Annotated in this window: 12 protein-coding genes; 8 read left to right on the forward strand and 4 right to left on the reverse strand. The window is 47.2% G+C overall.

Translation table 11 applies throughout. The annotated features are described in order from the left end of the window. Nucleotides 1–8: 8 nt before the first annotated feature. Nucleotides 9–1,733, forward strand: a complete 1,725-nt coding sequence (locus BR62_RS0101615; protein ID WP_032869462.1) for an ABC transporter ATP-binding protein — start codon at nucleotides 9–11, stop codon at nucleotides 1,731–1,733. Nucleotides 1,734–1,802: 69 nt separating this feature from the next. On the opposite strand, the gene BR62_RS0101620 is transcribed toward BR62_RS0101615, so the two are convergent. The 3 genes from BR62_RS0101620 to cls all read right to left on the reverse strand — a co-directional run bounded on the left by BR62_RS0101620 (nucleotide 1,803) and on the right by cls (nucleotide 4,318). Then, the gene (locus BR62_RS0101620) at nucleotides 1,803–2,075 is read right to left on the reverse strand and encodes a hypothetical protein (RefSeq protein ID WP_003151087.1); all 273 of its coding nucleotides are present in this window, start codon (nucleotides 2,073–2,075) and stop codon (nucleotides 1,803–1,805) included. A 68-nt stretch (nucleotides 2,076–2,143) separates the two neighbouring features. Then, on the reverse strand, nucleotides 2,144–3,106 hold the full coding sequence (gene uvsE / locus BR62_RS0101625; protein WP_007407619.1) for a UV DNA damage repair endonuclease UvsE: 963 nt from the start codon (nucleotides 3,104–3,106) through the stop codon (nucleotides 2,144–2,146). Nucleotides 3,107–3,118: 12 nt separating this feature from the next. After that, nucleotides 3,119–4,318, reverse strand: coding sequence for a cardiolipin synthase (cls, locus tag BR62_RS0101630; RefSeq protein ID WP_020954350.1), 1,200 nt, complete (start codon nucleotides 4,316–4,318; stop codon nucleotides 3,119–3,121). 138 nt (nucleotides 4,319–4,456) lie between these two features. On the opposite strand from cls, the gene BR62_RS0101635 reads away from it, so the two are divergent. The 3 genes from BR62_RS0101635 (at nucleotide 4,457) to pyrG (ending at nucleotide 9,168) form a co-directional block, all read left to right on the forward strand. Further along, entirely contained in the window at nucleotides 4,457–6,565 is a 2,109-nt protein-coding gene (locus tag BR62_RS0101635) for a (Fe-S)-binding protein (RefSeq protein WP_032869464.1), read from the forward strand. A gap of 227 nt (nucleotides 6,566–6,792) precedes the next feature. Further along, nucleotides 6,793–7,320 carry a DNA-directed RNA polymerase subunit delta gene (gene rpoE, locus BR62_RS0101640; protein ID WP_007407616.1) on the forward strand — a complete coding sequence of 176 codons (528 nt, stop codon included), beginning with the start codon at nucleotides 6,793–6,795 and terminating at the stop codon, nucleotides 7,318–7,320. Nucleotides 7,321–7,560: 240 nt separating this feature from the next. Beyond that, nucleotides 7,561–9,168: a glutamine hydrolyzing CTP synthase gene (gene pyrG, locus BR62_RS0101645; protein WP_007407615.1), complete on the forward strand. Its 1,608-nt coding sequence runs from the start codon at nucleotides 7,561–7,563 to the stop codon at nucleotides 9,166–9,168. Nucleotides 9,169–9,215: 47 nt separating this feature from the next. On the opposite strand, the gene BR62_RS0101650 is transcribed toward pyrG, so the two are convergent. Further along, nucleotides 9,216–9,737 (reverse strand): DUF2529 domain-containing protein, encoded by a 522-nt coding sequence (locus tag BR62_RS0101650; RefSeq protein WP_032869466.1) that lies wholly within the window; start codon nucleotides 9,735–9,737, stop codon nucleotides 9,216–9,218. Between the two features lie 164 nt (nucleotides 9,738–9,901). Between BR62_RS0101650 and spo0F the strand changes: the two genes are divergently transcribed. The 4 genes from spo0F to BR62_RS0101670 all read left to right on the forward strand — a co-directional run bounded on the left by spo0F (nucleotide 9,902) and on the right by BR62_RS0101670 (nucleotide 13,665). After that, nucleotides 9,902–10,276: a sporulation initiation phosphotransferase Spo0F gene (gene spo0F / locus BR62_RS0101655; RefSeq protein WP_012118670.1), complete on the forward strand. Its 375-nt coding sequence runs from the start codon at nucleotides 9,902–9,904 to the stop codon at nucleotides 10,274–10,276. Nucleotides 10,277–10,451: 175 nt separating this feature from the next. Beyond that, nucleotides 10,452–11,309: a class II fructose-bisphosphate aldolase gene (locus BR62_RS0101660; RefSeq protein ID WP_003151102.1), complete on the forward strand. Its 858-nt coding sequence runs from the start codon at nucleotides 10,452–10,454 to the stop codon at nucleotides 11,307–11,309. Between the two features lie 118 nt (nucleotides 11,310–11,427). Beyond that, nucleotides 11,428–12,066, forward strand: coding sequence for a fructose-6-phosphate aldolase (fsa, locus tag BR62_RS0101665; protein ID WP_007407613.1), 639 nt, complete (start codon nucleotides 11,428–11,430; stop codon nucleotides 12,064–12,066). A 309-nt stretch (nucleotides 12,067–12,375) separates the two neighbouring features. Continuing rightward, entirely contained in the window at nucleotides 12,376–13,665 is a 1,290-nt protein-coding gene (locus tag BR62_RS0101670; RefSeq protein WP_007407612.1) for a UDP-N-acetylglucosamine 1-carboxyvinyltransferase, read from the forward strand. Nucleotides 13,666–13,672 lie beyond the last annotated feature (7 nt).

Here is a 13,672-nt window from a genome sequence, read left to right on the forward strand (position 1 = left end):
ACGGAATCGTGCTGCGACAATTTTTTTCTTATTATAAACCGTACAAAAAGCTGTTTTTTCTCGACTTCTTTTCTGCCATCGCCGGCGGATTGATGGAGCTGAGTTTTCCTCTGATTGTCAATTACTTTATCGATACATTGCTTCCGGGGCGGGATTGGAGTCTGATTATTTTGACTTCCGCTGCTTTATTCGGGGTCTACGCCCTCAGCTCGGCACTTCAGTATGTTGTGACGTATTGGGGCCATATGCTCGGCATTAACATTGAAACCGATATGCGGAAAAAGCTTTTCGACCATCTGCAAAAGCTTTCGTTCAAATTTTACGATAACAACAAAACGGGCAGTTTAATGTCCAAGCTCACCAATGATTTGATGTATATCGGAGAAACCGCCCACCACGGACCTGAAGACCTGTTTATCGCGATCATGACGATTTTGGGCGCATTCGGTGTGATGCTGTTTATTAACTGGCAGCTCGCGCTGTTGACTTTTATCATTATGCCGGTCGTCATATGGCTTGCTTTGTATTTCAATAAAAAAATGACCTCTGCGTTTACAAAACTGAACAAAGACGTCGGAGACTTCAGCGCGAGGGTTGAAAACAATATCGGCGGCATCCGTCTTGTTCAGGCTTTCAGCAATGAAGCGTTTGAAACGCAGCGGTTTGACGTGAACAATCAGCGTTTCCGCAAAACAAAGCTGACGTCATATAAAATCATGGCGAAAAACGGCTCGATCAGTTACATGCTGACAAGATTCGTCACGCTGTTCGTCTTATTGTGCGGCACATGGTTCGTGATCCGCGGATCGTTATCTTACGGGGAATTCGTCGCTTTTGTGCTGCTGGCGAACGTTCTGTTCCGTCCGATTGATAAAATCAACGCGATTATTGAGATGTATCCGAGAGGCATTGCCGGTTTTAAAAGCTTTATAGAAATACTGGAAACGGAGCCTGATATCAAGGACGCCCCGAACGCGAGACATGTGTCCGGTTTAAAAGGGAATATCCGTTATGATGGTGTGTCATTCGGTTACGAAGAAAACAGTCCGGTTCTGTCGGGAATCAATTTGTCCATTCATGCCGGGGAGACAGTCGCATTCGTCGGGCCTTCGGGAGCGGGAAAATCAACGCTGACAAGTCTGCTGCCGCGCTTTTATGAGCCGTCTGAAGGCGTGATTTCCATTGACGGAATCGATATTAAGGACATGACGCTGTCATCATTGCGCGGACAAATCGGCGTCGTCCAGCAGGATGTCTTTCTGTTTTCCGGCACATTGCGGGAAAACATTGCTTACGGGCGGCTCGACGCGTCTGAGGAAGAAATCTGGCAGGCCGTCCGCCAGGCGCATTTAGAGGACTTGGTAAACGGGTATCCCGACGGTTTAAACACGGTGATCGGCGAGCGCGGCGTGAAACTGTCAGGCGGGCAGAAGCAGCGGCTTTCCATCGCCAGAATGTTTTTGAAAAACCCGTCGATCTTAATTTTAGACGAGGCTACATCAGCCCTCGATACAGAAACGGAAGCCGCCATTCAAAAATCGCTGCAAGAGCTGTCTGAAGGACGCACGACGCTTGTGATCGCCCATCGGCTGGCTACGATTAAGGATGCGGACAGGATCGTCGTCGTCACGAAAGAAGGCATCGCTGAACAAGGTCATCATAAGGAACTGCTGGCATCCGGCGGCATGTACCAGAGACTTCATCAGGCCCAATTCGGCGAGCTGATTCATTAATAAAAGAAAAAGGATAGACGAGCGGGGGCCGAGGCGCCTCCTGTCTATCCTTTTTTATGTAGTCTGTATTTAATGGGCTTCTTTTTGCGCAGGTTCGATGATATGTTTGAAACGGTCAACAAGCTGCACCGCTTTCTTTCCTTCCACTACAATTAAATATTCTTGTTCTTTATGGGCCATTCTGAACGTTTCCAGCTCAATGATATCTTTGATCTTGCACATTGTTTTTTTAGAGTAGATATACAGCTCGTGGCCCCCCGTGTGGCAAAGCTGATAAAGCTGAAGCATGTTTCTTAAAGTGAACTTCTTAGCGGCTATTTTCAAAGATGTAATGTTTTTCATATGTTTTCTCCTCCGTCTGATGGTCTGTTATTTCGGAAATTCCCCATATAAACGGGTGATAAACCTGGTTATGCCTTCCACTTCAGCACTCCGCCCGCCAGGCGTTTGACTCCGCGGATGGCGCTTAATTCTTCGGCGAGCCGGAGCAGCGCCCGGTCTTTCTCTTTCGCCTCAATCATAAAATCGATGTCCGTATCCCATTGTCTGAACCGCTCCAGCACCGGCAGAATAAAATTCGCATCCACATAGTCCGCATGACTGCGTATGGCTGATTCTGATTTTGGCGAGGAGAGATGGACCTTCGGCTTTAAGCCGATCCGCTGCCATGTTTTGATCATCCGCGGAAGAATGTTATCTAAATCAGCGTCATCGGTCGGATTGGCGTAAAAATGGTGATAATCAAACACAAACGGAATGCCTTCTTGCTCACATACACTGAGTGTTTCCTCGGACGTGTATGTTTTATCATCGTTTTCTAAAGTCATCCGCTGTTTGATGACATCGGGAAGTTCTTTCAGATTCACGCGGAAACGGCCAAGCGCGCTTTGTTTGTCACCGTAAGCGCCTCCGACATGGATGTTGATGACGGAACGGTCCGCGATGCCCATTGCGTCCAGCATGTCATAATGATAGGCCATATCCTTGACCGCATTTGCGGTAATCTCCTGTTTCGGGCTTGTAAAAAGCGTGAATTGGTTCGGATGAAAGCTCGTTCTGAGGTCATATTTTCTGACCAGCCCGCCGATCTCACGAAACTCCTGGCGAAACGGCGTGACAAAATCCCACAGCACATCCGGATGGGTGGCGAGCGGCACAATCGAGCTTGAGAACCTGTACAGCGGGATGCCGTGGCTGATCACATAGTGGATGGTGCGCAGCGTATTGGTAAGATTTGCTTTCGTCACAGAAAGCAGGGCGTCTTTCCGCTCACTGCGGGAAAGCTTGGTATAGCGCGCATATGTTAAGGTTTTTGCGGGGGACGCGTCCCAAAGGCACATGGCGTTTGCGACGAATCCGAATCTGAACAGCATATGGTTTCTCCTTTATAAAAAGTAAGATATGGCCTTTCCCAGCCATTCTGCAGGAAGCTGTCTGACGGAGCGCTGTTTCACTTTTTCTAATGTGAGAAGCTCGGATTTTTCGATGTCCTGCTTTATGGTTGAAAGCACTTCCTTTGTAAAGGCTTCATCATGAATGATGACATTCACCTCTTCATTCCAGAACAGACTCCGTTTATCAAAATTCGGCGTGCCGATAATGCTGATGCGGTCATCAATAATGAAAGCTTTGACATGATAAAAGCCTTGATAATACCGATAGATGAGGCAGCCAGCTTTCAGAAGCTCGGGATAATAGGTAAAAGCTGTTTCCCGAACGAGCGGGTGGTCTGACTTCATCGGCACGATCAAGATGACTTTGACGCCTTTTCGGCAGGCTGAAATAAGCGCTTCCTGAAGCTTTTTGCTCGGTACATAATAAGGCGTGCCGATAATGATTTTTTTCTCCGCCTTACGGATGCAGTTTTCATAATGCGATTCAAGCGAAAAACCGTCAGATGCATATGTCCTATGAGAGATATTCCCTTCGGATAATGCCGGATAAACCCCGGGTGATCCGGGTGCTTTTCCGGTGTTTCGTTTCAGATCGCTTACAAAAAGAGTCTGAAGATCCGCCGTGCCTTCGCCGGTCATCCGCAGGTGATAATCCTCCCAGTTTCCGAACTTCGCTTTTTTGCCGAGGTACTCTTCAGCGATATTAAAACCGCCGACATAGCCGATTTTGCCGTCAATGACGGTCACTTTCCGGTGATTCCGTTTTTGCAGCCTGAAAAAAAGAAACGGAAATGCCGGTTTATTTAGAAAATGAACGTGAACGCCGGCTTTTTTCATCGTTTGAATGGAAGGCTTTTTCACTTGGCGGCTGCCCGCCCAATCGAGCAGCAGATATACGGAGACGCCGGCCTGGGCCTTTTCCTTCAATAAATGAAACATCTCATGGCTGACTTGGTCGTTCTTCATAATAAAAAACATCATATGAATAGAAGAGACGGCTTGGCGGATATCAGCCGTCATCTGCCGCACAAGCTCGCTGCCGCAGTGAATGAGTGTGATATCACTCTTTTTCGGGTCAAAAACGGGCTCATACGCCTGTTTTTTGTACGCCGCCCGGCCAAGCAGCATATCAAGCAGCATAAGTGCGATCAATATGATAAAAATGACAAGCAACACAAAAATGACCTTCATACCGACGCTCCTTTCCGAAGTATTCGTAGTGTGCCCTGAGAATGTGAATTTAATTATTGACTGAACACTCATTCATTATTTATGATAAAGTAAAGATATGACAATGAAGAGGGGTATCAGAACAAAGGGGGAGACAAGATGAACGCATTTCTCATGGTAAACGCGCTGCTGTTTTCAGCTGTAACCGCTTACGCCGTTTATTTATTCGTTTACCTGATCAGAACGAGGATCGCTTATATTAAGCTCGGCCAAAGGGAAGAATTTGATAAACGCCTGAAAGAACGTCTTCAGAAGATATGGGTGAATGTGTTCGGACAAAAAAAACTGCTGAAAGATAAAAAGAGCGGCATCATCCACGTTCTGTTTTTTTACGGTTTTATACTCGTTCAGTTCGGCGCAATTGATTTTATTCTGAAAGGGCTGCTTCCTGACCGCCATCTGCCGTTCGGTCCGCTTTATCCGGCGTTTACCTTTTTTCAGGAAATCGTCACGTTTCTGATTTTAGTCGCCGTAGTCTGGGCGTTTTACCGGCGCTACATTGAAAAACTCGTCAGACTGAAACGCGGGTTTAAAGCGGGGCTTGTCCTGCTGTTTATCGGCGGACTGATGGTGACGGTGCTTCTCGGGAACGCCATGAACCTTTTATGGCACGATCATTCTCTGTCTTGGACGGAGCCGATCGCTTCCTCTATTGCGTTTGTGCTCGGCGGTCTTTCAGCGCCGGCGGCAGCCGCCGTGTTTTATGTTTCATGGTGGCTTCATCTGTTGTTTTTGCTCAGCTTTTTAGTGTACGTGCCGCAATCAAAGCATGCGCACTTAATTGCGGGTCCGGCGAATGTGTTCCTCAGCAGGCTGGATTCAAAAGGAAAGCTGGAAAAAATCGATTTCACCGATGAGACGAAAGAAAGCTACGGCGTCGGAAAGATTGAAGACTTCCGCCGCTCTCAGCTTGTCGACCTTTACGCCTGCGTCGAATGCGGCCGCTGTACAAATATGTGTCCGGCCTCCGGTACGGGCAAGATGCTCTCGCCGATGGACCTCATTTTAAAGCTCAGAGACCATTTGACGGAAAAAGGCGCTGCCGTGACGTCAAAATCTCCGTGGGTGCCCGCGCCCGTTTTTCAGCACACGAAAGCGAATCAGCTCGCCGCGGCTTCCTCAGGGGGAGGATCGCGTGAAGCGGCCGCAGCCATTGATTACAACCCGAGCTTAATCGGCGAGGTCATCACGGAAGAGGAGATTTGGGCGTGCACCACTTGCCGCAACTGTGAGGATCAATGTCCGGTCATGAATGAACACGTTGATAAAATTATCGATCTTCGCCGTTATCTTGTGCTTACGGAAGGGAAGATGGACAGCGACGCGCAGCGGGCCATGACAAGCATTGAAAGACAGGGAAACCCGTGGGGCTTAAACCGGAAAGAGCGGGAGAACTGGCGGGAGCAGGCTGATACAGAAATTCCGACAGTGAAAGAAATGAAAAAACAAGACAAAGAGTTCGACTATTTGTTTTGGGTCGGATCAATGGGTTCCTACGATAACAGGAGCCAAAAGATTGCCGTCTCATTTGCAAAGCTGCTTAATGAAGCGGGCGTATCCTTTGCGATTCTCGGCAATAAGGAAAAAAACTCAGGCGATACGCCGCGCCGTTTGGGCAACGAGTTTCTGTTCCAAGAGCTGGCGGAACACAACATCGGCGAATTTGAAAAACACGGGATCAAAAAAATCGTCACGATTGATCCGCACGCCTATAATATGTTCAAAAATGAATATCCTGATTTCGGATTCCGGGCCGAAGTCTATCATCATACTGAATTATTAGCCGAGCTTGTGTCACAGGGGAAACTAAAACCGCTTCACCCGGTGAATGAAACGATTACCTTCCATGACTCGTGCTATTTAGGAAGATACAATGAAGTGTATGAGCCGCCGAGAGCGATCTTAAAAGCCATTCCGGGCGTTCAATTGAAGGAAATGGAGCGCAGCCGCGAAAACGGGATGTGCTGCGGCGCCGGAGGAGGGCTCATGTGGATGGAAGAAGAAACGGGAGCGAGAATCAACACGGCCCGGACTGAGCAGGCGCTTTCTGTCAGTCCGACGGTCATCAGCTCCGGCTGTCCTTACTGTCTGACCATGCTCGGTGACGGTACGAAAGCGAAAGAAGCCGAAGACGCGATCGGCACTTATGATGTCAGTGAATTGCTCGCCATGTCTGTATTCGGCATCGAAAAACAAGAGTCTTTATAGAAAGAAGCGGGCCGCCGGCGCATATGCCGGCGGCTTTGTTTTCGCACATCAGCCGATTTATGAAGGGACGGCTCTAAAATTTCTTAAATTACGCTGTTAAGGGTAGCATATTCTGTTTTAATTTGTTTATAATGAGAGGTATGGTTTATGAACAAAACAATACAAATTCGTTCTTATTATAGGATAGAAACAGATACATATAAGTAATAGAAAGGGAGTGTCCGACCTTGAGTATCAAACAATATTCTCAGGAACAGCTGAAGCAGATGGCTTTAGTTGAAATCGCTCACGAAATTTTCTCAGAACATAAAAAACCGGTTCCGTTCCAGGAGCTGCTGAATGAAATGATCTCCTTGCTCGGTGTTACGAAAGAGGAACTGGGCGACCGTATCGCCCAATTTTATACAGACCTGAACATTGACGGCCGCTTTATTGCTCTGTCAGACCAGACGTGGGGGCTTCGCAGCTGGTATCCGTACGATCAGCTGGACGAAGAAACGCAGCCGACTGTAAAAGCGAAAAAGAAAAAAGCGAAAAAAGTCGTTGAGGAAGATCTCGACCTTGATGAATTCGAGGAAGTTGACGAAGATGACATCGATCTCGATGAAATAGAAGAAGATATTGACCTTGAAGCAGACAGCTTTGACGACGAAGATATCGATGAAGAAGATGACGACGAGCTTGAGATCGAAGACGAGATGATTGAAGAAGATGAGGAAGATTATGATGATGAGGAAGAGGATCGCAAAGACTGATTTTATATCAGCAAAACGATCTTGACTTTCATTGTCGAACTATGTAGTATGTATTTTGGGCTCTTCAAAAAGAAGAGAATTCATAAGAGTGCTACGCTCCCTTTCAAGAAATTGAAAGGGAGCTTTCTTATTTTCATCTCCCAAATTCTTTTACACATCATTTGTTTTTAGTGAAATGATTTTCTATAAAACGGCACATTTTAAGGAATGTAGCGCAGACCGAAGAGAGGAGCAAACGAAATGACGAAATATATTTTTGTAACCGGGGGAGTTGTATCATCACTCGGAAAAGGAATTGTGGCTGCGTCACTTGGCCGCCTTTTGAAAAACAGAGGCATGAGCGTCACCATCCAAAAATTTGACCCTTATATCAACGTTGACCCGGGAACGATGAGCCCGTACCAGCACGGTGAGGTATTCGTTACCGATGACGGCGCTGAGACTGACCTTGACTTAGGGCATTATGAGCGGTTCATTGACATTAATCTGAACAGATTCAGCAACGTGACGACTGGTAAAATCTATTCTGCCGTATTGAAAAAAGAGCGCCGCGGGGACTACCTCGGCGGAACGGTTCAGGTCATTCCGCACATCACAAATGAACTGAAAGACCGCGTGTACCGTGCAGGCAAAGAAACAAACGCAGATGTAGTCATTACTGAGATCGGCGGAACAGTGGGAGACATCGAATCCCTTCCGTTCCTTGAAGCCATCCGTCAAATGAAAAGCGACATCGGCCATGAAAACGTGATGTACATTCACTGTACGCTTGTTCCGTACATCAAAGCGGCGGGCGAGCTGAAAACAAAACCGACGCAGCACAGCGTAAAAGAGCTGAGAAGCCTCGGTATTCAGCCTAATATCATCGTCGTGCGCACGGAAATGCCGATTTCTCAAGATATGAAAGATAAAATCGCGCTCTTCTGCGATATTGACACGAAAGCGGTCATCGAGTGCGAAGATGCGGACAACCTTTACTCCATCCCGCTTAACCTTCAGGAGCAGGGACTCGATAAGCTTGTCTGCGATCATATGAAATTAGAATGCAAAGACCCGGATATGACGGAATGGAAAGACCTTGTCACGAAAGTGAAAAACTTGTCTAAAACCATTACAATCAGCCTCGTCGGTAAATACGTCGAGCTTCAGGACGCTTACATTTCAGTCGTTGAATCACTGCGCCACGCCGGCTATGCGTTTGACGCTGATGTGAAGATCAAATGGATTAACGCCGAAGAAGTGACAGAAAGCAATATTCAAGAGCTGACTAGCGGCACAGACGGAATCATCGTGCCCGGCGGTTTCGGAGACCGCGGCGTAGAAGGGAAAATCATCGCCGCCAAGTATGCGCGTGAGAATAAAATTCCGTTCTTCGGCATCTGCCTCGGTATGCAGATTGCATCCATTGAATATGCGCGAAACGTATTAGGTCTGGAAGGGGCTCACTCTGCGGAGATTGATCCGTCCACTCCTTATCCGATCATCGACCTTCTGCCAGAACAAAAAGATGTCGAGGATCTTGGAGGAACGCTTCGTCTCGGACTGTACCCTTGTAAGCTTCAGGAAGACACGAAAGCCTTCGAAGCGTATGCGGATGAAGTGGTATACGAACGCCACCGCCACCGTTATGAATTCAACAACGAATACAGACAGCAAATGGAAGAGAACGGTTTTGTGTTCTCAGGAACAAGCCCTGACGGCCGTCTTGTGGAAATCATCGAGCTGAAAGACCATCCTTGGTATGTCGCTTGCCAGTTCCACCCTGAGTTCAAATCAAGACCGACAAGACCTCAGCCTTTATTCAAAGACTTTATCGGTGCTTCCGTACAAGCTGCAGAACAGAAGTAATAAAAAAAGACTTGCCTCCTTTAAAAGCGGCAAGTCTTTTTTCTGCATCAGGCATATTCCTGCATCATTTCCTTTAACGTAAAGGACAGTGCGTGATAGACATACAGGCCTGTCATTAATGAAGGAAAGCCGTATCTTGTCCCGTCTTCATCAGGCAGAAGCGGCATTTTTAATTTGCTGTCAATATGAACATCACAAAATTCCTCAATCCCGGTTTGATCTTTGATGACAGGAGATACGCCAACGAGGCCGATCCTTTTTTCATAAAGCTTTTGAGCCAGCGCCTGTTCTTCAGCCGTGCCCGGACCTGAACAAAACATCAGCACCCTGTCGCTTTCTGTAATCGAATCAGCTGTATCCGGAAACGCTTTGACGGAAGGCATCGGTTCTGAGCCGAGTTCCGCCTCGCACAAAATGCCCTGCATCTCATTTGCGCCGTATAAATAAATGGTATGGCCGCTGACGGCTGCCTGCGCCAGCAGGCGCGCGCCGTCTTCTATTGCTTCGGATTCCTTATCCTGAATGCGGGAAAAAATGCCTGCAAGCTGCGTCGTAAATATCTTTAACATGAGTGAAACCTCCTTTACACATACAAGAACAGTATACAACAAAAGAGAAAATGCTCAGAAAATGTCGGAAAGTAGACTATTATAATTAAAGGAAATGTGAAAATCAAACAGAATACATAAACAACTGCTTCCTTTTGACGAAAATGATAATATTGGGGTGTAAAATGATGAATGAAAAGATTTTAATCGTAGATGACCAATACGGTATACGCATATTGCTCAATGAAGTGTTTCATAAAGAAGGGTACCAGACGTTTCAGGCCGCCAACGGCATACAGGCGCTGGACATCGTAACGAAAGAACGGCCCGATCTCGTGCTTTTAGATATGAAAATCCCCGGCATGGACGGAATCGAAATTCTCAAGCGCATGAAGATGATCGACGAATCTATCCGCGTCATTATCATGACCGCTTACGGAGAACTCGATATGATTAAGGAATCAAAAGAGCTCGGAGCGCTGACTCATTTTGCGAAACCTTTTGACATTGATGAGATCAGAGACGCGGTGAAAAAATATTTACCTCTAAAATCGAATTAATAAAATTAGAAACAATTATGTCATTGTGTTGCCGATTTGTCGAAAAGTTGGTATCCTAGAGATGGAGAAAAAGCGATCTGTTGTTTTACATATGACAGGTTTTTATGGTCATGCTATAGGTGGAAAGCTTTTTTCGAGAAGAAGCAAATCAGGCTACATAAGGAGGACTTTCGACATGCCTTTAGTTTCAATGACGGAAATGTTGAATACAGCTAAAGAAAAAGGATATGCTGTTGGACAATTTAACCTAAATAACCTTGAGTTCACTCAAGCTATTTTACAAGCAGCAGAAGAGGAAAAATCCCCGGTTATTCTTGGTGTTTCAGAAGGCGCGGGACGCTACATGGGCGGCTTCAAAACAGTGGTTGCCATGGTTAAAGCTCTTATGGAAGAATACAAAGTGACAGTTCCTGTCGCCATTCACTTAGACCACGGTTCAAGCTTTGAATCTTGTGCGAAAGCGATTCATGCAGGCTTCACTTCTGTAATGATCGACGCATCTCACCACCCGTTTGAGGAAAACGTAGCAACTACAGCTAAAGTGGTTGAGCTTGCTCATTTCCACGGCGTTTCAGTTGAAGCTGAGCTTGGAACTGTAGGCGGACAGGAAGATGACGTGATCGCTGAAGGCGTAATCTATGCTGACCCTAAAGAGTGTCAAGAACTTGTAGAGCGCACTGGCATCGACTGCCTTGCACCTGCACTGGGTTCTGTTCACGGCCCTTACAAAGGCGAACCGAACCTCGGTTTCAAAGAAATGGAAGATATCGGCAAATCAACCGGCCTTCCATTAGTACTTCACGGCGGTACAGGAATTCCGACTGCCGACATTAAAAAATCAATCTCACTTGGTACGGCTAAAATCAACGTAAACACTGAAAACCAAATTTCTTCTGCAAAAGCTGTCCGCGAAACATTGGCAGCTAAGCCGAACGAATACGATCCTCGTAAATATCTTGGACCTGCTCGTGAAGCGATCAAAGAAACGGTTATCGGCAAAATGCGTGAGTTCGGTTCTTCAAACCAAGCTTAATCCAATGTAACATCCATAAACCGCCTGACAGGATTGACAGGCGGTTTTATGTCTTACCTTTAGAAAGCGCAATCATGTTTTACAGTTCTGAAAATTTATTACTGGGGAGGCTTTCCTTATGTTATTTTTCATTGATACAGCAAACATTGACGAGATTAAAGAAGCTTATGAACTTGGCGTTCTTGCCGGAGTTACGACAAACCCTAGTTTAGTGGCGAAAGAAGCTGACGTGTCTTTCCATGACAGACTTCGTGAGATTACGGAAGTCGTGAGCGGATCAGTAAGCGCGGAAGTCATTTCCCTGAATGCTGAAGAAATGATTGAAGAAGGTAAAGAACTTGCGAAAATCGCACCGAATATCACGGTGAAAATACCGATGACGTCTGAAGGGTTAAAAGCCGTAAAAGCGCTGAGCGACCTGAACATTAAAACAAACGTAACGCTCATCTTCAGTGCCAACCAGGCGCTTTTGGCGGCAAGAGCCGGGGCGACTTATGTATCTCCGTTCTTAGGCCGTCTGGATGACATCGGCCATAACGGTCTTGAACTGATTTCAGAAATAAGACAGATTTTTGACATTCATGACATTGATACACAAATCATCGCAGCTTCCATCCGTCATGCGCAGCACGTGACTGAAGCCGCTTTACGCGGTGCACATATCGGTACGATGCCGCTGAAAGTCATTCACCAGCTGGCGAAACATCCGTTAACGGATAAAGGCATCGAGCAATTCTTGGCAGACTGGAATAAATAAGGGTGAAAAGGGCGGCAAACCGGTTGCATCCGTTTGCCGCACCCTTATGTTTTCCTGTTTGGCAGCGGGCCTTAAGTATCAAAGTGAAGAGTGTGTTTCCCCGGAATGTGAACCCGGCGGGCCTCTGTGCATCCTGTGTTAAAAATGCCCCGCAAAGCTTCGCTATTTTCTTCCTGTTATTTTATAATGTCCTTGTATTCTTTCTCTTCGAATTGGCTACATTTTGGACAAGAGCTTTATTTGCAGAGACAGAATAAAATGCCATTTTATTTACGCTCCGCAGCTATCTTCTTATGGAAGGAGACTATCATGGAAAAGTTGAATATTGCCGGCGGCGATCCGTTAAACGGAACCGTACATATCAGCGGCGCGAAAAACAGCGCCGTCGCATTGATACCCGCAACCATTCTGGCAAATTCCGAAGTAACGATCGAAGGGCTTCCGGAGATCTCAGATATTGAAACGCTGCGTGACCTGCTGAAAGAAATCGGCGGAAACGTCCATTTTGAAAAAGGAGAAATGGTCGTCGACCCTTCCCCGATGATCAGCATGCCGCTTCCCAACGGCAAAGTGAAAAAACTCCGCGCTTCCTATTACTTAATGGGCGCGATGCTGGGCCGCTTCAAACAGGCGGTCATCGGACTGCCGGGCGGATGCCATCTCGGGCCGCGGCCGATTGACCAGCACATCAAAGGGTTTGAAGCGCTTGGGGCGGAAGTCACCAATGAACAAGGCGCGATTTATCTGCGCGCCGAAAGGCTGAGAGGCGCACGGATTTATTTAGATGTCGTCAGCGTCGGAGCGACGATCAATATCATGCTTGCCGCTGTACTGGCTGAAGGTAAAACCGTGATAGAAAACGCCGCCAAGGAACCTGAGATTATTGATGTTGCCACATTGCTCACCAGCATGGGCGCAAAGATCAAAGGCGCGGGAACCAATGTAATCAGAATCGACGGCGTAAAAGAGCTGCACGGATGCAGGCATACGATCATTCCGGACAGAATTGAGGCGGGCACCTTTATGATCGCCGGCGCCGCGATGGGGAAAGAAGTCATTATTGATAATGTCATACCGACTCACCTGGAGTCTTTAACGGCGAAGCTCAGGGAAATGGGTTTTCACATTGAGACGAGTGACGATCAGCTTCTTATGCTCGGCGGGCAGAAGCAGATAAAACCGGTCGACGTAAAAACGCTTGTTTACCCGGGATTCCCGACTGATCTTCAGCAGCCGATGACATCTCTGTTAACGAGAGCCAGCGGCACGAGCGTCGTAACCGACACCATCTACTCGGCCCGATTTAAACATATAGATGAGCTGAGACGGATGGGGGCCAACATGAAAGTGGAAGGCAGGTCGGCCATTATCACCGGTCCGGCCGAGCTTCAGGGCGCAAAAGTAAAGGCGAGCGATCTGCGTGCAGGCGCTTGTCTGGTCGTCGCCGGGCTCATGGCTGACGGCGTAACCGAAATTACCGGTCTCGAGCATTTAGACCGCGGCTACAGCAATCTTGAGAAAAAACTTGAAGGTCTGGGCGCCACAATCTGGCGGCAAAGGCTGACGGACGAAGAGATAGAACAGCTCCAAAATTCATAGAAATGCG

It is taken from the genome of Bacillus sp. UNC69MF (assembly GCF_000746035.1).
GTDB classification, from domain to species: domain Bacteria; phylum Bacillota; class Bacilli; order Bacillales; family Bacillaceae; genus Bacillus; species Bacillus velezensis.